The 17,894-nt window shown below is 67.9% G+C and carries 16 protein-coding genes; 1 reads left to right on the top strand and 15 read right to left on the bottom strand.

The features are described from left to right. The first annotated feature begins 608 nt into the window (after positions 1–608). On the top strand, positions 609–1,283 hold the full coding sequence (locus H0P51_RS16765; RefSeq protein ID WP_180913915.1) for a phosphoribosyltransferase: 675 nt from the start codon (positions 609–611) through the stop codon (positions 1,281–1,283). A 6-nt stretch (positions 1,284–1,289) separates the two neighbouring features. Here the strand turns inward: H0P51_RS16765 and H0P51_RS16770 are convergent, their stop codons facing one another. The 15 genes from H0P51_RS16770 to H0P51_RS16840 all read right to left on the bottom strand — a co-directional run bounded on the left by H0P51_RS16770 (position 1,290) and on the right by H0P51_RS16840 (position 17,824). Further along, positions 1,290–1,631, bottom strand: a complete 342-nt coding sequence (locus H0P51_RS16770) for a hypothetical protein (protein WP_180913916.1) — start codon at positions 1,629–1,631, stop codon at positions 1,290–1,292. 118 nt (positions 1,632–1,749) lie between these two features. Next, on the bottom strand, positions 1,750–2,541 hold the full coding sequence (wag31, locus tag H0P51_RS16775) for a DivIVA-like cell division protein Wag31 (RefSeq protein ID WP_180913917.1): 792 nt from the start codon (positions 2,539–2,541) through the stop codon (positions 1,750–1,752). Positions 2,542–2,793: 252 nt separating this feature from the next. Then, positions 2,794–3,099 (bottom strand): YggT family protein, encoded by a 306-nt coding sequence (locus tag H0P51_RS16780; RefSeq protein ID WP_180913918.1) that lies wholly within the window; start codon positions 3,097–3,099, stop codon positions 2,794–2,796. A gap of 188 nt (positions 3,100–3,287) precedes the next feature. Then, a complete protein-coding gene (locus H0P51_RS16785) occupies positions 3,288–3,953 on the bottom strand; it encodes a cell division protein SepF (protein ID WP_180913919.1) in 666 nt (221 codons plus the stop codon). Between the two features lie 64 nt (positions 3,954–4,017). Then, positions 4,018–4,815 (bottom strand): YggS family pyridoxal phosphate-dependent enzyme, encoded by a 798-nt coding sequence (locus H0P51_RS16790; RefSeq protein WP_425488872.1) that lies wholly within the window; start codon positions 4,813–4,815, stop codon positions 4,018–4,020. Then, positions 4,812–5,519 (bottom strand): peptidoglycan editing factor PgeF, encoded by a 708-nt coding sequence (gene pgeF / locus H0P51_RS16795; RefSeq protein WP_180913921.1) that lies wholly within the window; start codon positions 5,517–5,519, stop codon positions 4,812–4,814. Before pgeF ends, H0P51_RS16790 begins: the two co-directional genes overlap by 4 nt. A 91-nt stretch (positions 5,520–5,610) precedes the next feature. Next, positions 5,611–6,750, bottom strand: coding sequence for a cell division protein FtsZ (gene ftsZ, locus H0P51_RS16800; RefSeq protein ID WP_180919026.1), 1,140 nt, complete (start codon positions 6,748–6,750; stop codon positions 5,611–5,613). A 279-nt stretch (positions 6,751–7,029) separates the two neighbouring features. Beyond that, positions 7,030–7,896 (bottom strand): cell division protein FtsQ, encoded by an 867-nt coding sequence (gene ftsQ, locus H0P51_RS16805; protein ID WP_180919027.1) that lies wholly within the window; start codon positions 7,894–7,896, stop codon positions 7,030–7,032. A gap of 80 nt (positions 7,897–7,976) precedes the next feature. Continuing rightward, positions 7,977–9,446 (bottom strand): UDP-N-acetylmuramate--L-alanine ligase, encoded by a 1,470-nt coding sequence (gene murC / locus H0P51_RS16810; RefSeq protein ID WP_180913922.1) that lies wholly within the window; start codon positions 9,444–9,446, stop codon positions 7,977–7,979. After that, positions 9,443–10,651, bottom strand: a complete 1,209-nt coding sequence (murG, locus tag H0P51_RS16815) for an undecaprenyldiphospho-muramoylpentapeptide beta-N-acetylglucosaminyltransferase (protein ID WP_180913923.1) — start codon at positions 10,649–10,651, stop codon at positions 9,443–9,445. The genes murC and murG overlap by 4 nt, the downstream gene beginning before the upstream one ends. Further along, positions 10,648–12,270 (bottom strand): putative lipid II flippase FtsW, encoded by a 1,623-nt coding sequence (gene ftsW / locus H0P51_RS16820; protein WP_180913924.1) that lies wholly within the window; start codon positions 12,268–12,270, stop codon positions 10,648–10,650. The genes murG and ftsW overlap by 4 nt, the downstream gene beginning before the upstream one ends. A gap of 5 nt (positions 12,271–12,275) precedes the next feature. Then, positions 12,276–13,721, bottom strand: a complete 1,446-nt coding sequence (gene murD, locus H0P51_RS16825; RefSeq protein ID WP_180913925.1) for a UDP-N-acetylmuramoyl-L-alanine--D-glutamate ligase — start codon at positions 13,719–13,721, stop codon at positions 12,276–12,278. Between the two features lies 1 nt (position 13,722). After that, positions 13,723–14,802, bottom strand: coding sequence for a phospho-N-acetylmuramoyl-pentapeptide-transferase (mraY, locus tag H0P51_RS16830; protein WP_180913926.1), 1,080 nt, complete (start codon positions 14,800–14,802; stop codon positions 13,723–13,725). After that, the gene (locus H0P51_RS16835) at positions 14,799–16,304 is read right to left on the bottom strand and encodes a UDP-N-acetylmuramoyl-tripeptide--D-alanyl-D-alanine ligase (RefSeq protein ID WP_180913927.1); all 1,506 of its coding nucleotides are present in this window, start codon (positions 16,302–16,304) and stop codon (positions 14,799–14,801) included. Before H0P51_RS16835 ends, mraY begins: the two co-directional genes overlap by 4 nt. After that, positions 16,301–17,824 carry a UDP-N-acetylmuramoyl-L-alanyl-D-glutamate--2,6-diaminopimelate ligase gene (locus H0P51_RS16840; RefSeq protein WP_180913928.1) on the bottom strand — a complete coding sequence of 508 codons (1,524 nt, stop codon included), beginning with the start codon at positions 17,822–17,824 and terminating at the stop codon, positions 16,301–16,303. The genes H0P51_RS16835 and H0P51_RS16840 overlap by 4 nt, the downstream gene beginning before the upstream one ends. Positions 17,825–17,894: the final 70 nt, after the last annotated feature.

Consider the following 17,894-nt stretch of genomic DNA (forward strand, 5'->3'; position numbering starts at 1 on the left):
CACGAAAATTTGCTGAACACCGCGACACCGTGATTCTTCGGTCCGCGTCGTATTGCCCTGCAACCCAAGAATGTCGCTAGTGAGTATGCCAATTCCGAGAGGAATTCAAAACGCCGGATCCCCCGGTTGCCAAAGGAGGAGCGGGTCGGCGTATCGAATGCCGCGTCGATCCAGATGCGACGCTGCGCTCCCAACCCGACTGCTACACACCGGTTTCGCACGCACGTAGATACGCCCGGCCTGTCGTCCATGCGGCGACCCTACACGACCGGTCATCGATGTCAGGGTCGTTTGCCTATCGGGGCGAAGGTCGTGGGGGAAGGGGCGTGTCGCCCCGTGTTATTGATGTTTTTGGCGCACACAACGAGCCATTGGTCGGTGACACTTTTACGTCGGCCGATTTAGCGCACGCCCGTTTACACCTGCTATGAGTTCGTCACCGACGGCCCAGGTCCGACGGCGCAAGAACCACCTGGCCGGCAAGTTCTGGTTACTTTCTCGCGCAACCGCATTCGCGGCATATCGCGACGTGCATGAGCAATTTACGTGGCTCGCTACTTCGAGTCGTTACGAGAATTCGCCTCCGCACGTAGGCTGGAGGACGGCCAATGAACCGACCGAACAGCTTTCTCCGACGAAGGGCGACGCGTAGTTTTCGTGACCGCCGCGAAGCCGGTCGTGCGCTGGCACGGGAGTTGGCGGCCTACCGCGGCCGGGACGATGTGTTGGTGTTCGGGCTGGCCCGCGGCGGAGTGCCGGTGGCCCGGGAGATCGCCGCGGCCCTAGGGGCGCCACTCGACGTCTTCCTGGTACGCAAGCTGGGCGTGCCGCAACAGCCGGAACTGGCGATGGGCGCACTGGCAAGCGGCGGCTGGGTAGTGATGAACGACGACGTAGTGGCGCACCTGCACATCAGCGACGAGCAGGTGCGCGCGGTCATCGACGCCGAGTCGGCCGAACTGAAGCGGCGCGAAATCGCTTATCGGGCCGGGCGGCCGGTCGCCGATCTGCGCGGCAGGATCGTGATCCTGGTCGACGACGGCATCGCCACCGGCGCCAGCATGTCGGTCGCGGTCCGGGCGGTGCGCGCCAGCGGGGCACAACAGGTAGTGGTCGCGGTGCCCGTCGGACCGCTATCGGCCTGCCGAGTCCTCGCACGTGAGGCAGACGACATGGTGTGCGTCACTATGCCGGCCGATTTCGACGCGGTCGGTCAGGTCTACGCCGACTTTCATCAGGTCGGCGATGATGAATTACGCGATCTGCTGACCGCGCCACGCTGATCTGCGTTACTTAGCGGTCTCGTCGGCGCCGCTGTCCTTGACGGCCTGAGCCTCACGAGTTTCTGGTGCCTCGTCGGCTTCTTCGGCCACTTCGGCCTCTTCGGCCTCTTCGGGATAGTCGACCGGCTCGTCGTCGATCTCTTCGGCATCGTCGTCGGCATCGTCGGCCTCAGCTTGGGCACCCGAATCACGCTGCTGACGTTCCCGGATGGCGTCGACGATGAGCAATATCACGCCCAGCACGCTGGCACCGATGCACACCCACGCGACCAGCTGGTTGCTGGTCACCACCGCGAACACCAACGCGACGAGCCCGATCAGGGCCAAGACAAGCGCAATGATCAGCATGGGTCATCCCTCCAGGCGGCGAGGTGCGACTGCCCAACCTACCAGGACCGATAGCACCTGACGGCAAGCCGTGCGCGTGTCCCGAACGCTATCGCCGCGGGGATCCGTGTCTTGCGGGTCAGTTACCGCGGTTGAACTGGTCGAACCCGCCGGAATCGGCGCTGGAGTCAACCGGCGCGGCCGACCCGCGCTGGCCCAGCTCCTCGAGCTGGGATTCCAGATAGGTCTTCAGACGGGTGCGGTACTCACGTTCGAATGTCCGTAGCTGCTCGAGGCGGCCTTCCAGCACGGTGCGCTGCTGGTTGATCGTGCCCATGATCTCGGAATGCTTACGCTCAGCGTCGGCCTGCAGAGCATCGGCCTTCTCCTGCGCCTGGCGCAACTGGGTCTCGGAACGGGACGTGGCGTCAGCGAGCATTGCGTCGGCACGCTGACGGGCCTCGGCGACCGTGGTCTCGGCGGTGTGCCGAGCCTCGCTGAGGATTTGGTCGGCGTTGGCGCGGGCGTCGGCCAGCATCTTGTCCGACTCGGCCTTGGCCGTGCTGGTCAGCCGGTCGGCGGTGTCCTGGGCCAGGCTGAGCACCCGGGCCGCCTTCATGGCCTGTTCCTCGTTGGACGCCGATGACGGCGCCGCGACGGGAGCAGCCTTGACTGGCTCGGGTTCAGGTTCGAAAGCCGGAATCGGCTGAGCAACGGTCGGAGCAGCGGCACCGGCGCCGCCCCCCGCGGCCAGTTCCTCGTCCAACTCCGCGATCCGCTGCCGCAGATCCGCGTTCTCCTCGATCAGCCGGGTCAGCTCGTTCTCCACCAGGTCAAGGAAGGCGTCAACCTCATCTTCGTTGTACCCGCGTTTGCCGATAGGCGGCTTACTGAACGCCACATTGTGGACGTCGGCAGGTGTAAGCGGCATTCTTTGTCCCCTCGAGTTCCTGGACGGTCAAACGATCTGGAAAGTGTAGAACGGAGTGCTAGCCGTCGCGCAACTGCCGTCCATCCTGTCACACCAGACTCGGCGGTTGCCGATTGGACTAATAAAAAGGGCTGGATATATTTCCCTTTCGAGCTCTGCAGCCAAATTAATCACATTCTGAGATTTTTAAAGAATACGTGCGTCAAACCTGACGCCTAATCGTGGCCGAATCGTCGCTTAGCTACATTGCTGCTAAGGCAAAGCGGCGTTAGCCGCGGCACCCAGCGCCAGTTGCATGCCGATGAACGCGACCAGCAGCAGCACCAGGATCGACAGGTCGAGGCGGACGGCGCCGATGGCGATCGGCGGGATGAGCCGGCGCAGCAGCTTCACCGGTGGGTCGGTGATCGACATGATGCCCTCGAGGATCACCACGGTGACGCCCGTCGGGCGCCAGTCGCGGCTGAAGGCGCGGATCCACTCGATGACGACCCGGAACACCAGCAGCAACCAGAAGGCGAGGAGCGCGTACCCGACGATCTGAAGCAACACAACCAACGAAAGCCCGACCTTAACGATGTCAAAGAATCAACGACTATGTCCGCGCCGCTGCGGCGGCGGCAAGGCAAGCCTACCGACCCGACCCAACGGCACACATCTGCCGTTGGCCCAACATTGCGCGCAGCCCGGCTGGCCTGATGCTGGCCGTCCGGGCTGTGCGGCGATGCGGTTTGGGCGACTGCGGCCTATTGGTAAGCGTAGAAGCCGGTTTCGGCGATCCGGCGACGCTCCTCCGGGGACACGTCGACGTCGGCGGGTGAGAGTAGGAACACCTTGGTGGCGACCTTGTCGAAGGAGCCACGCAACGCAAATGCCAGGCCTGCGGCGAAGTCGACCAACCGCTTGGCGTCGGCGTTGTCCATCGACACCAGATCCATGATGACCGGAGTGCCGTCGCGGAAGCGTTCGCCGATGGTGCGCGCCTCGCTGTAGTCCTTGGGCCGCAGCGTGGTGATCTTCGACAGCGGGTGGCCTTCTTCGAACATCATCGCCATCCGGCGCGGATCCATCGCGAGCGCGCCGCGCGTGCCGCCACCGCGTCCTAGCCAGGACCCCAGTCGCGGCCGACCCAGGTCGGGACGGTCGAACCCGCCGGTTGCAAAGCGGCCCTCGTCGGGGTAGCCGCCGCGGTAGCTGCTTGGCGGCGGATAGTCGGCGGGCTCACCACGCATCTCCACGCGCGGGTCGCGGCGGAGATCGTCGTATTCGCGCCCTTCGTAACGCCCATATTCGTCCTCGAAACGAGGCCGCGAATATCCGCGGGACGGCGCGCGGTCGTCGTAATACTCGTCGTCGTATTCCTCCATCGGAGCCATACCGAAGTAGGCCTTGACCTTGTGCAGTGTGCTCATCGTGCGACCCCTTCTAGCCTGGGATATCTGTTGTCTGTGATGAAGGTGTGACTCGAGTGACTATTCACGGTGACCGTAACCGCCGTTGACCCAATAGCGCGGTACCGACACGCACACACGTCGAACCATGTTTGACGGCGATTTCCAGGTCGCCGGACATACCGGCGGACAACCCAACCGCTTCGGGGAAACCCTCAAGCACCCGGCGGTGTTCGGATTGCAGCCGGTCAAAGGCCTGTTCGGGCTCCCAGCCCAGCGGCGGGATACCCATCAAACCGACCAGTTCCAAGCCCTGGGCGTCCTGCACCTGGGCGCAAATCCGATCCACCGCGCCGGGATCGCCGACGTCCACACCTCCGCGCGAAGGGTCGCCGTCCAAACTCACCTGGACATAGACCCGCAGCGGACGATCACGCCGACATTCGGCCAGGGCGCCGGTCGCTGCTCGGTCGAGCGCGGTCACCAGCTGTGACCCGTCGATCGAGTGGGCGGTGTGCGCCCAGCGCGCCACCGATCGGGCTTTCTTACGCTGGATCTGGCCAACCATGTGCCACTGCAGGTCCCGCGGGCGGCCGTCGTGCGCGGCCGCGGCCAGTAACCGCGTCACTTCGGTGATCTTCGCCACGGCTTCCTGATCCCGCGACTCCCCCACGGCCCGACAACCCAGCCGGGACAGAATCGCCACATCGCTGGCTGGGAAGAATTTGGTGATCGGCAGCAGCTCGATTTCTCCCACATTGCGGCCGGCTGCCGCGGCCGCCGCCGCGAGCCGCGACCGCACGGCGGCTAATGCCCGCGTCAACTCGGTCTGCCGGTCGCCGCTATCTCCCCACCCGGGGGCATCCACTGCCATCGCGGTCATTCCATCCACACCAACGAGGCCAGCCGACCGGTAGGCGCGCCGCGCCGGTGGCTGAACAGCGTTTGATCGGCAATGGTGCATCGGGGATCGACCTCGATAGAGGTGACGCCCAATTCGCGAAGCTGGCAAGCAATTCCGGCCCGCAGGTCGAGTCCGGGAGTACCCGCGGCGGTGGTTGTGCGGCTGCCGGGCAGCGTCGCTTCCACCTCGTCGGCCATCGCGGCCGGCACTTCGTAGCGAGCACCGCTAGCAGCCGGGCCCAACAGCGCGGAAACGTCACCGGGGTGTGCGCCCAGGCCCTGCATCGCCTCGACAGCGCGCGCCACCACCCCGTGCTGGGCACCGACCCGACCGGCGTGGACCGCGCCGACCACGCCGGCCCGTGCGTCGGCCAGCAACACTGGCACGCAGTCGGCGGTCAGCACCACCAGCGCCAGGCCCGGCATAGCGGTCACCACGCCGTCGGCGTCTTCGACAGCGGTGTCCCGCGGCCCGTCGACCGCCTCGACGCGGACACCGTGCACCTGGTTCATCCAAACCAGCCGCTGGTCTGGCAAGCCGATGGCCGCGGCCAGCCGGGCACGGTTGGCCGCAACCGCAGCCGCGTCGTCCCCGACGTGGTCGCCGAGATTGAAGCTGTCGAACGGCGGTTTGGACACACCGCCCGCCCGGGTGGTGGTCACCCTGCGGATGCGAACACTCACCCCGCCAGTATCCGGACGTGCATGCCGGCCCGTGGGCAGTGACGTCCGGCCGCGGCCGGTTTGTCGCGGACTGGCAAGCAAATCGAGACCCTCAGCGGCGCATGAATGGCGGCACGTCGACGTCATCGTCATCGCCGCCGATACTCAAGGTCGCCCCATTGGTGTGCACCGGGACGCTGACGGCGTCGACCGGCTCGAACAACGTGGAGGTGAGCTTGCCGGCCTTGGCCGTCTCGATGCGGTGAGCGCCACCAGTTTCGGTGCCGGTGACCGGTTTTCGGCCGGGGCCGGCGTCGAATCCGGCCGCGATCACAGTGACCCTCACCTCGTCCCCGAGTGAGTCGTCGATCACGGTACCGAAGATGATGTTGGCGTCTTGATGGGCGGCGTCCTGCACCAGCGAGGCTGCCTCGTTGATCTCGAACAGACCCAGGTCACTGCCGCCCGCGATAGACATCAGCACACCCTGCGCGCCCTCCATCGAGGCTTCCAGCAGCGGGGAGTTGATGGCGATCTCGGCCGCCTTGAGCGAACGACCCTCGCCGCGCGCCGAGCCAATGCCCATCAGCGCGGTACCCGCGCCCGACATGATGCCCTTGACGTCGGCAAAGTCGACGTTGATCAGGCCCGGGGTGGTGATCAGGTCGGTGATGCCCTGGACACCGTTGAGCAGCACCTCGTCCGCGCTGCGGAATGCATCCATCAGCGACACCGCGGCGTCGCCCATCTGCAGCAGCCGGTCGTTGGGGATCACGATCAGCGTGTCGCAGCTTTCCCGCAGTGCCGCGATACCGTTCTCGGCCTGGTTGCTGCGCCGCTTGCCTTCGAAGGAGAACGGACGCGTGACGACGCCGACGGTCAACGCGCCGAGTTTGCGTGCGATGTTGGCCACGACAGGAGCGCCGCCGGTGCCGGTGCCGCCGCCCTCGCCGGCGGTGACGAACACCATGTCGGCGCCGCGCAGCAGCTCCTCGATCTCCTCCTTGGCATCCTCGGCGGCCTTCTTGCCGACCTCGGGGTCGGCGCCGGCACCCAGTCCGCGCGTGGAGTCGCGGCCGACGTCGAGCTTGACGTCGGCGTCGCTCATCAGCAAAGCCTGCGCATCGGTGTTGATCGCGATGAACTCCACGCCCTTGAGGCCCTGTTCGATCATCCGGTTGACGGCGTTGACGCCGCCACCACCAATGCCCACGACCTTGATGACGGCCAGATAGTTATGTGGGGGGGTCATCATTCGTCTTCCTCCCTGATGGGCTCAAGTTCCCCTGGGTCTCTTTGCGGTGTGTCTGCTTGCAAAACCCTCAACCTCAACCATAGAGTTAGAGTTATGTCAAGTAGTTCCGCGTAACCAGAACGGTATGGGTACGAGGGGCACTAACCGTGCAGGCGCGCCGACGCGCCGCGCGTGAATTTTCTCGTCGGCCAACCGTTTCTGCCGTCAGGCGGCGAACTGACGTGACGCTCGACACCGGCCGCCACCCTAACGCTAAGTTCGGCGAAAAGCATGGTGTCACTTGACCGTCGGCAGGTCCGGACTGGACACGTCGTAGGTGCGCCCGGGTTGGGTGAGCAGCGCACCCAACTTCTCGGCTTTCTCGTCGGCGCGGTCGGTGGTCCCCCAGATCACCACCCGCCCGTCGGACAGCGTGAGCGTGATCGAGGACACCGAAGGCGCCGCGATGCGCCCCACCTGGCTGGCAACCTCGGGCCGCAGCGCCAGCAACACCTTGAGTGCGGCCAGCGTGGCCGGATCGGTCGGCCCGGGATTGTCGACCTCTATATACGGCAGCGCCGGCGGCGGCGGGCCCGTCGCGAAATCGACGCCGTCCCGGTCGAACAGGTGCGGGCCGTCCGGAAAATCCTTCACCACCACGGGAACCCGTTCGACGATGGTGATGCGCAGGGCAGACGGATACTCGCGCTGCACCCGAGCGCTGGCAACCCGGCGGATAGCGGCCACCCGGTCAGCGACCTGGTTGGTGTTGATCTGCAGCAGCGGCGTCCCAATCCGCACCTGCGCGGCGTCCAGAACGTCCTCCCGGGTCACCGAACCGGTCCCGGTGACCACGATGGTGCGGGCAGACATCGCCGGCGTGAAGTACAGGACCAGCCCCAGACCGATTCCGATCACCACCAGCGCCACGGTGGCAAGCAGCATCTTGAGGCCCCGAACCACGCCTCGCCCAACAGGTTTGGGCTCGGGCAGCACAGCGCCGCGGGCCTGGCGTTTGGCTTCGCGGCGGGCATGCTCGATCGCCATGGCGCGAGCCTGAGCCGCGCGGCGCTCGGCGCGTTCCCGACGGGCGCGCCGGCGGGGGCCCTCGAAATCCTCTTCTTCGGGCTCTGGCGGCGCGCCTTCGGTGGGTGCAGTGGCGATCGGTTCGGTGGCCGCCGCGGCCGGATCGGCGGATTCTGCGTGGTCCGCCGGCTCGGCGGGGTGGCCCTCGTCGGGCTCGCTCACTGCAACACCTCGGGATGGCCGGGCGCGCTGCGGTTGGATCGCGCCCGCAGCGCGGTGACGATCTCGGGTCCGAGCATGGTCACGTCGCCGGCGCCCATGGTGACGATGACGTCGCCGGGGCCTGCCGCGGCGGCCACCTGCTGGGCGACAGCCGAGAAATCCGGCAGGTAGTGCACCGGCACGCTGACGTGCTCGGCGACGCTGGCGCCGCTCACACCGGCCAGCGGTTGCTCCCGCGCCCCATAGACATCGAGCACGAATACCTGGTCCGCGCCATCCAGCGCGCGCCCGAATTCACGAGCAAAAGCCTTTGTGCGCGAATACAAATGGGGCTGAAACACGACTACTGAACGCCCGCTCCCACTTTGTTTGACCACTGACCGCACCGCCGCCAGCGTCGCCGAGATCTCCGTCGGATGGTGGGCATAGTCGTCATACACCCGCACCGAATCGGCACTGCCAACCAGCTCGAACCGGCGGCGCACACCCTCGAAACCGGCCAGCCCGTCGAGCACCTCGTCGACCGACGCGCCCACCTCGACCGCGGCGAGCAACGCACCCAGCGCATTGAGTGCCATGTGGCGGCCCGGCACCGACAACCGCATCACGCGCTGCTGGGCCGCTGGGTCCAGGTCGGGCGACAATTGGATGTGCGCGACAGCCTCGGTGCCCGATTGCTCCCACGACACCAACGCCGCGGCCAGGTCGGGACCGGCCGAGCCGAACCGCAGCACCCGGATGCCCAGCTCGGCACTGCGCTCGGCCAGGGCCGCCGCCCCCGGGTCGTCGGTGCAGACCACCAGCGCTCCGCCGGGCGCCAGCCGCTCCACGAAGGAGTCGAACACCCCGACATACGCCTCGGTGCTGCCGTAGAAGTCCAAATGATCAGATTCGATGTTGGTGACCACGGCGACGTTAGGCGTGTACTCCAGCAGGGTGCCATCGCTTTCGTCGGCTTCCGCTACGAAGAAATCCCCGCTGCCGTGGTGCGCGTTGGTGCCGGCCTCGCCCAGCTCGCCGCCGACCGCGAAGGACGGGTCACGGCCGCAGTGCTGCAGCACCACGATCAACATCGACGTGGTCGTCGTTTTGCCGTGGGTGCCGGTGACCATCAACGTGGTGCGTCCGGTCATCAGCTTGGCCAGTACCACCGGGCGCAAGAGCACCGGGATGCCGCGGCGCCGGGCTTCGACCAGCTCGGGGTTGGTCTTCGGGATCGCCGCGTGGGTGGTGATGACGGCCGTCACGCCACCATCCAGCAGATCCAGCGACGACGCATCGTGACCGATCCGGATCTTCGCGCCGCGGGCCCGCAGCGCATGCAGGCCGCGCGACTCCTTAGCGTCCGAGCCCGACACCTGCCCGCCGCGGTCCAGCAGGATGCGCGCGATGCCCGACATCCCGGCACCGCCGATGCCGACCATGTGCACCCGCGCCAGCTCGGGCGGCAGCTGCCCGGCGGTCATCGTCGGCCCGCCCGAAGTGCGAGGTCGACCGCTGCCTGCGCCACCTGACGGGCCGCGTCGCGGTGTCCGACCTGCGCGGCTGCCGCGGTCATCGCCGCCAACCGGGCAGGGTCGGTAAGCAACCCGGCAACCTCCCGGGCCACCAGTTCCGGTGTCAGGGCAGCGTCGGTGACGATCAGGCCGCCGCCGGCGTCGACCACCGGCAGCGCGTTGAGCCGCTGCTCACCGTTGCCGATCGGCAGTGGTACATAGATGGCCGGCAGGCCCACGGCCGACACTTCGGCGACTGTCATCGCCCCCGAACGGCAGATCGCCAGATCGGCGGCGGCGTACGCCAGATCCATCCGATCCAGGTAGGGCACCGCGACGTAGGGCGGATCGCCGGGGTTGGGCGCGCGCAGGTCCAGGCTGTTCTTCGGGCCGTGCGCGTGCAGCACCGAGATTCCAGCGGCGGCCAACTCGGCGGCAGCCGCCGACACCGCGCGGTTGAGCGACACCGCGCCCTGCGAGCCGCCGAACACCAGCAGCACGCGCGCGTTGTCGGCGAATCCGAAGTGCGCCCGCGCTTGGGCGCGCAACGCGGTGCGGTCCAGCGCGGTAATCGCCGCCCGCACTGGCACTCCCACCACCTCGGCGCGCCGCAGACCGGAGTGCGGTACCGCGGACAGGATGCGATCGGCCGAGCGCGCACCCACCCGGTTGGCCAGCCCTGCCCTGGCGTTGGCTTCGTGGATCACCACCGGTATCCGGCGACGTCCCGGCCGCCCGCGGGCGGCGAGGTAGGCCGGAAGCGCGACATAGCCGCCGAAGCCGATCACCACGTCGGCGCGGACGGCCTCGAGTACGGCCCGGGTCTCGCGCACTGCGCGCCAAACGCGCGGTGGCAGCCGGGCCAGGTCGCCGCTCGGTTTGCGCGGTAGCGGGACTGGGGTGATCAGCTCGAGGTGATAGCCGCGCTCGGGCACCAACCGGGTCTCTAAGCCGCGCGCGGTGCCTAGCGCCGTGATCCGGATCGACGCGTCCAGGGCGATCAGTGCGTCAGCAACGGCCATCGCGGGTTCCACGTGCCCGGCGGTGCCACCACCGGCCAGAACTACCGACAACGTCCCCGAGGACCCGGAAACCCCAAAGGACGACGACGCGGGACCGGCGGGCGAGGGATGTGCCCCCAACCCGCCGGCTGACTCATTGACCTTGTCGTTCACCCGTAACGCTGACCTTCCAATGCGCGAGCGCGCCGTGTCTGACGCTGGCCGGCGTACCGCTGGCCAGATCCATGATGCCTGGCCCGTGCGTGGCCGGTGCCCGCAGATCGGCGAGCGGACCGTTCCGCGGTGCGGGGTTGCGCCTCGGGCGCCGGGCGGGGGGCACGCCGCGGCGCCGGGCGGGCGGGCTGCTTGGCCGGTTTGGCCCGTTGCGCCCCCTTGCGGTCGCGGAACGACTCGAGGCGGGGCGGGACGTAGGGTTCGGGCACCGGTAACCGCAGGAAACGATTGACCTTGTCGTCGCGCCCCGCGCGCAGCGCGGCGACGGCCTCGGGCTCGTTGCGCGCCGCGTTGGCCATAATCCCGATCATGAAAAGGGTTGCAGCCGTTGATGTTCCACCAGCAGATATCAATGGTAGCTGCAATCCGGTGACCGGCAGCAGGCCGATCACGTAGCCGATATTGATGAACGCCTGACCCAGCACCCACAGTGTCGTAGTGGCAGTCAGCAGCCGCAGGAACGGATCGGCCGAGCGGCGGGCTATCCGCATCCCGGTGTAAGCGAAGAGCCCGAACAGCCCGAGCAGGCCAACCGCCCCGATCAGGCCGAGTTCCTCACCGACGATTGCGAAGATGAAGTCGTTGTGGGCGTTAGGCAGATAGTTCCACTTGGCTACGCCCTGGCCCAACCCGTCGCCAAAGATGCCGCCGTGCGCCAGGGCATATTTCGCCTGGCGGGCCTGGTAACCGGTGTCCATCGGGTCGTTCTCGGGGTCTAGCCAGGATCGCACCCGGTCGGAGCGATACCCGGCCGACATGGCCAAGACCGCGCCGGCCGCCACCACCATGCCCAGGGAGCTGACAAACAACCGCAGGTCCAGGCCCGAGTACCACAGCAGGCCCAGCAAGATGATGCCGAACGACACGGTCTGCCCGAGGTCGGGCTGCGCCATGATCAGGCCCAGTGAGATCAGCGCGGCCGGCACGAGCGGAACGAGCATCTCGCGCAGCGAGGCCCGCTCGCCGCGCCGGGCCGCCAGCAGGTGTGCCCCCCAGATGGCGAAGGCGATCTTGGACAGCTCCGAGGGCTGCATCGAGAATCCTGCGACCACAAACCATTTACGGGATCCGTTAGCCAAGTTGCCGATTCCGGGAATGAGGACCAGCACCAGTAGCACGCAGGTAACCGCGTAACTCATGAACGCGATCCGCCGGATGAACCGCACCGACATCCGCAGTCCGGCATAGCAGGCGATGAGCCCCACGATGGTCCACAGCACCTGCTTGCCGAAGATCACCCACGCCGATCCGTCGTTGCCGTATGAGTGCACGCCCGACGCCGAGAGAACCATGATGAGACCGAGCGACGTGAGTAGCGCGGTGACCGCGATGATCAGGTGAAACGAGGTCATCGGCCGGCCCAGCCAGGCGCCGAAGCGGCTGCGCGGACCGGACGGATCGGTTTTGGGTCTGCCCGCTGCGCTCGCCCTAGGTGCCTTGGAGGGGTCGGTTTCCGGTGCTGTCGCGTCGGCGTCGTCGGTGTCTTGGGGGTCGTCGAGGCTGGCGGTCTCCGCGGAGCCCCTGCCCCGACCCCACAGCCGGGTCAGCGCGATTCCCATCCCGCCTACCGGACCGAGGCGTGAACGGCGGCAGCGAAGGCGTCGCCGCGCGCCGCGTAGCCGGAGAATTGGTCGAACGACGCGCCGGCCGGGGCCAGCAGCACAGTATCGCCAGGTTTGGCGAGATCGCGGGCCGAGGTCACCGCCGCGGTCATTACGCGCGCACCGATGGCGTCGTCGGAGTGCTCCACAAGTTTCACTCTGGTAACAGAAACCCCAGTAGTCTCATGCATCACAACATCCTCGCCTGTAACGACGTGTACGACGGGGACATTGGGCGCGTGTCGCGATAACGCCTCGGCAACCTCGGCACGATCACGACCGAACAGCACCGCGCCGACCAGTCGTGACGCGATGCGAGCCACTTCGGCATCCACAGAGGCGCCTTTGAGCAGGCCGCCGGCCAGCCACACCACCCGCGGGTATGCCAGCACGGACGCTTCCGCCGCGTGCGGGTTCGTGGCCTTGGAGTCGTCCACGTAGGTGATGCCGTCGGCGACGGCGACAACTTCGGAGCGATGCCGGCCCGGACGGAAAGATTCGATCGCCGCCGCGATCGCCGCCGCGGGCACATCGACGGCGCGCGCCAGCGCGGCAGCCGCTAACGCGTCGAGCATGCCCACCGGCCCGGGCACCCGTATCGAGGACACCGGCAGCAGCGGCAAATCATCGGCGAACGCGCGGTCTACCAGCAATCCGTCCCGCACGCCGAGTTCCCCAGCTGCCGGTTCGCCGAGCCGAAAGCCGACCCGAACCGGCGCGGGCACGCTGTTACGCAGCGCCGCCGCGCGGGCGTCGTCGAGCCCGACGACGGCCACCCGCCCGGTGAGCACCCGCGCCTTGGCCGCGGTGTAGTCGGCCATCGTGCCGTGCCAGTCCAGGTGGTCTTCGGCGATGTTGATCACCGCACCGGCCTCGGGCCGCAATGACGGTGCCCAGAACAGCTGGAAACTGGACAATTCCACAGCCAGCACGTCGGACGGCGTCTCGAGCACATCGAGCACGGGATCGCCGATGTTGCCGCACAGCGCGCTGCGCAGCCCCCCGGCGATCAACATGTCGTGCAGCATCGAGGTGGTGGTCGTTTTGCCGTTGGTGCCGGTCACCACCAGCCAGCGCCGCGGCGGCCCGTAGTGGCCGGCCGCGTCCAGGCGCCAGGCCAGCTCCACGTCGCCCCAGATGGGCACGCCCGCGGCCGCCGCGGCGGCCAGCACCGGCGTGCTCGGCTGAAACCCCGGACTGGTCACCACCAGCGCAAATTGCCCGATTCGCTGGATCGCAGTCGACGGGTCCACTGTCGAAACACCCGGGAACCCGGCCAGCATCGCGGGGTCGTCGTCACACAGGGTGGAGATGGCGCCGAACCGGGTCAACGCGGCCAGGACGGCACGGCCAGTCACCCGCGCACCGGCAATCAGAACGGGCGCACCGGGTGTCAGTGGGTCCAGCACCTCAGGCGCCGATCGTGGACAGCCACTCACCGTAGAACAGGGCCACGCCCAGGCCGCAGGTAATCGCGGTGAGCAGCCAGAACCGGATGATCACCGTGGTCTCGGCCCAACCCACCAGCTCGAAGTGATGATGGAACGGCGCCATCCGGAACACCCGTCGCCCGGTGGTCCGGAATGCCAGGATCTGCAGCACCACCGAGGTGACCTCGGCGACGAACAGCGACCCCAGGACGACCGCCAGCACCTCGGTGCGGCTGGTGACAGACAGTCCCGCGATGATGCCGCCCAGCGCCAGCGACCCGGTGTCGCCCATGAAGATCTTGGCCGGCGCGGCATTCCACCAGAGGAACCCGATACAGGCCCCGGCAGTAGCGGCGGCGATGATCGCAAGGTCCAGTGGGTCGCGCACGTTGTAGCAGCCCAGCCCCGGCGCGGTGACACAGGCATTGCGGTACTGCCAGAAGGTAATCAACACGTAGGCACCGGTGACCATCGCCATGCAGCCGGCCGCCAGCCCGTCCAGCCCGTCGGTGAAGTTGACGGCGTTGGACCAGGCGCTGACCACCACCACGCAGAACAGCACAAATAGGGCCGGGGCGAAAGTGACGGTGGCGATCTCCCGCACGTAGGACAGGTCCGCGCTGGCCGGGGTCAACCCGGCGGGATTGCGGAATTGCAGCACCAGCACCGCGAACAGCACGGCGCTGGTGATCTGCCCGACCGTCTTCGCTGTCTTGTTCAGCCCCAGGTTGCGCGACCGGCGGATTTTGATCAGGTCGTCGAGGAACCCGACACCGCCCAGCGCGGTGGCCAGACCCAGGACCAGCAATCCGGACGCGGTTATGCCCTCGCCGTCGAAGAACAAGCCGAGCAGATGAGTGCCCAGATAGCCGGCCCAGATGCCGGCCAGTATCGCCACTCCACCCATCGACGGCGTGCCGCGCTTGGTGTGGTGGCTCGGTGGGCCGTCCTCGCGGATCTGGTGACCGAATCCCTGCCTGGTGAACAGGCGGATCAGCGCCGGGGTCAGCAGGATGGATACGGCCACCGCGATCGCGACGGCGATCAGGATCTGCCTCACCGGGGTGCGCTCCCGCCCTCGGCGACAAGCGTGTCGGCCAACACACCCAGTCCGGCCGAATTGGACGCCTTGACCAGCACCACATCCCCGGGTTGCAGCTCGGCACGCAAGAGTTCCAGGGCGTCCTCCCGGTTAGCCACGCTGATTACCTCCGACCCCCATGAGCCCTCCATGACCGCTCCGTGGTGCATGGCGCTCATCGACCTCCCAGTTCCCACGACAACGAGTCGAGACACATCTAATCGCACCGCGAGCCGGCCGATGCGATCATGCTCGGTTATCGCGTCCGCGCCGAGTTCGGCCATCTCTCCCAGCACCGCCCAACTGCGGCGTGAAGTGCCGCGGCGATCCTCCCCGCCATGCGCCATCCAAGCCAGCGCCTGCAGGCCGGCGCGCATCGAATCGGGATTCGCGTTGTAGGCGTCGTCGATCACCGTCACCCCGTCGGCGCGACTGCTCACCTGCATCCGGTGCCGCGACACCGGCCCGGCCGCGGCGAGCGCGGTCGCCACCTGCTGGACGTCGGCGCCGCACTCCAGCGCGACGGCCGCGGCGCACAGCGCGTTGCTCACCTGGTGGTCGCCGGACACGGCCAGCTGAACCTCGGCCTGCACAGCCCCGGCGTACAGGGTAAATTTCGGCCGCGCCCGGTCGTCCAGGGTTACCGGGCCGGCCCAGACGTCGGCGGCGTCGCCGCGGCCGACCCGGACCACGCGGGCGGCGGTAACCTCCGCCATCGCGGCGACCAGCGGGTCGTCGGCGTTGAGGATGACCACCCCGGATGACGGAACCGCTTGCGGCAATTCGGATTTGGTCTGCGCTATTACTTGTTGGGAACCGAACTCGCCAAGGTGCGCGGTGCCGACGTTAAGGACGACCCCGATCGAGGGCGGCGCAATGCGAGCCAGCGCCGCGATATTGCCGGGATGGCGCGCCGACATCTCCAGCACCAGGAAATCAGTGTCGCGGGTTGCGCGCAGCACGGTCCAGGGGTGGCCGAGTTCATTGTTGAACGAGCCGGGCGGAGCGACCACCTCCCCCAGCGGCGTCAAGACCGCGGCCACCAGGTCCTTGGTAGACGTCTTGCCCGAAGATCCGGTGATCCCGATGATCCGCAGGCCGCCCGACACCAATTCGGCTGCCACCGTACCGGCCAGTTTGGCCAGCGCGGCCAGCACCGCGGCACCGGAACCGTCGGTGTCGTGCTCGAGCACCCCAGCCCGGCCGTCTTGCGCGGTGACCGGTTCGACGACGATGGCGGGCACCCCAACCGGGCGGGCGGCCAGCACTACCGCCGCGCCCGCGGCCACGGCCGCCGCGGCGTGGTCGTGCCCGTCCGCGTGCGCACCCGGCAGCGCGAGGAACAATCCACCCGGCCCGACGGCGCGCGAGTCGAATTCGACGGTGCCGGTCACGCGTGTGGTCGCGGCTTGTTCCGCCGAGATGTCGGCCAGCGTGCCGCCGACGATCTCGGCGATCGCGGCGACGGTCAGGTCGATCACGCCCGGTCCTCCAGCGCGCGGGCGAGTTCGACCCGGTCGTCGAAGGGGCGGATTTCGGTGGCCCCGCGCTGGCCGGTCTCGTGGCCCTTCCCGGCAATCAGCACCACGTCGCCCGGGCCGGCCCAGGCCACCGCACGCCGGATGGCCTCGCGCCGATCGGCGATCTCGACCACCTCGGCGTGCCTGCCGACTTGAACTGCACCGGAAAGGATCTCGTGCCGGATGACCGCGGGATCTTCGCTACGCGGGTTGTCGTCGGTGATGACAACAAGGTCGGCCAGTTCGGCAGCGATACCGCCCATCGGGGCACGCTTGCCCGGGTCGCGGTCGCCACCGGCGCCGAACACCACCGCCAGCCGGCGATCCGGGCGCAGCAGCGTGCTCAGCACCGCGCGCAGCGCGCCGGGTTTGTGGGCATAGTCGACCAGCGCCAGAAAGTCCTGGCCGCGGTCGACTCGTTCCAGCCGACCCGGCACCCGGATCTCCCGCAGCCCCGGCGAAGCCTGCTCCGGGGAAACCCCTACTAGATCCAGAATCGCCAGCGCAAGAAGGCAATTCGAGATGTTGTAGTGACCCGGCAGATCGATCCCCACCCGGTGGTGCACACCGGCGGGGTCAATGGCGGTGAATTCCTGTCCGGCCGGCCCGTGCGGGGAGATGTCGATGGCGCGCCAGTGCGCCGGCTGGTCAGCGACGCTCACGGTGATCGCGTCGCCAGCCAGTGCGGCCATGGTGCGGCCGGCGTCGTCGTCGACGCACACAACGACGCGGCGGGCGCGCAACGCGGAGGCCGGATCGAACAGCAACGCCTTAGCCTCGAAGTAGTCCTGCATAGTCGGATGGAAGTCGAGGTGGTCGCGCGAGAGGTTGGTGAAGGCACCGACGGAGAATTCGGTGCCGTCCACCCGACCCAGGGTCAGCGCGTGACTAGACACCTCCATCACCACGGTGTCGACACCGCCTTCGGCCATGGCGGCAAACAGCGCCTGCAGTGCCGGCGCCTCCGGCGTGGTCAGCGCACTGGGGACGTCGACGCCGTCGATGCGGATACCGATGGTGCCGATCAGCCCGGCGACCCGGCCGGCGGCCCGCAGACCGGCCTCAACCAGGTAGGTGGTGGTCGTCTTGCCCGACGTGCCGGTGATGCCGATGACCGTCACCTGGTCGGACGGTCGTCCGTACACGGTGGCGGCGAGGTCGCCGAGCACGCTGCGCGGCACGGGATGCACCAGTATCGGCACGGTGGCGTTAGCCAGTTCGGCGGCCCCGGCGGCATCGGTGAGCACCGCGGCGGCACCACGCTCGAGTGCCTGGCCTGCGTATCGGGCACCGTGCGTAGTGGAGCCGGGCAGCGCTGCGAACAGGTCGCCCGGGCACACGTCCTGGGCGCGCAGGGTCACGCCGGCAATCGGCACATCCGGGACGACGGCCGCGCCATCGGCCAATACCGCCCCGATCTGCGTCGCCAGCGCCGGCAACCGCGCTCCGGCGACGGCGCTGGGACGCCGCGCAGTAGGCACCTGTGTTCACCTCCGTAAGCCACGACCAGCGATGACACCCTACCTACTACCAATCCGGCGGTTCAGCGAC

Origin of the sequence: Mycobacterium vicinigordonae (genome assembly GCF_013466425.1) — a bacterium.
Taxonomy (GTDB): domain Bacteria; phylum Actinomycetota; class Actinomycetes; order Mycobacteriales; family Mycobacteriaceae; genus Mycobacterium; species Mycobacterium vicinigordonae.

Bases quoted from the DNA above. Each gene is read 5' to 3' on its own strand.
- H0P51_RS16765 (WP_180913915.1), top strand. From the start codon at position 609: ATGAACCGACCGAACAGCTTTCTCCGACGAAGGGCGACGCGTAGTTTT.
- H0P51_RS16770 (WP_180913916.1), bottom strand. From the start codon at position 1,631: ATGCTGATCATTGCGCTTGTCTTGGCCCTGATCGGGCTCGTCGCGTTG.
- wag31 (WP_180913917.1), bottom strand. From the start codon at position 2,541: ATGCCGCTTACACCTGCCGACGTCCACAATGTGGCGTTCAGTAAGCCG.
- H0P51_RS16785 (WP_180913919.1), bottom strand. From the start codon at position 3,953: ATGAGCACACTGCACAAGGTCAAGGCCTACTTCGGTATGGCTCCGATG.
- H0P51_RS16790 (WP_425488872.1), bottom strand. From the start codon at position 4,815: ATGACCGCGATGGCAGTGGATGCCCCCGGGTGGGGAGATAGCGGCGAC.
- ftsZ (WP_180919026.1), bottom strand. From the start codon at position 6,750: ATGACCCCCCCACATAACTATCTGGCCGTCATCAAGGTCGTGGGCATT.
- murC (WP_180913922.1), bottom strand. From the start codon at position 9,446: ATGACCGCCGGGCAGCTGCCGCCCGAGCTGGCGCGGGTGCACATGGTC.
- ftsW (WP_180913924.1), bottom strand. From the start codon at position 12,270: ATGGGAATCGCGCTGACCCGGCTGTGGGGTCGGGGCAGGGGCTCCGCG.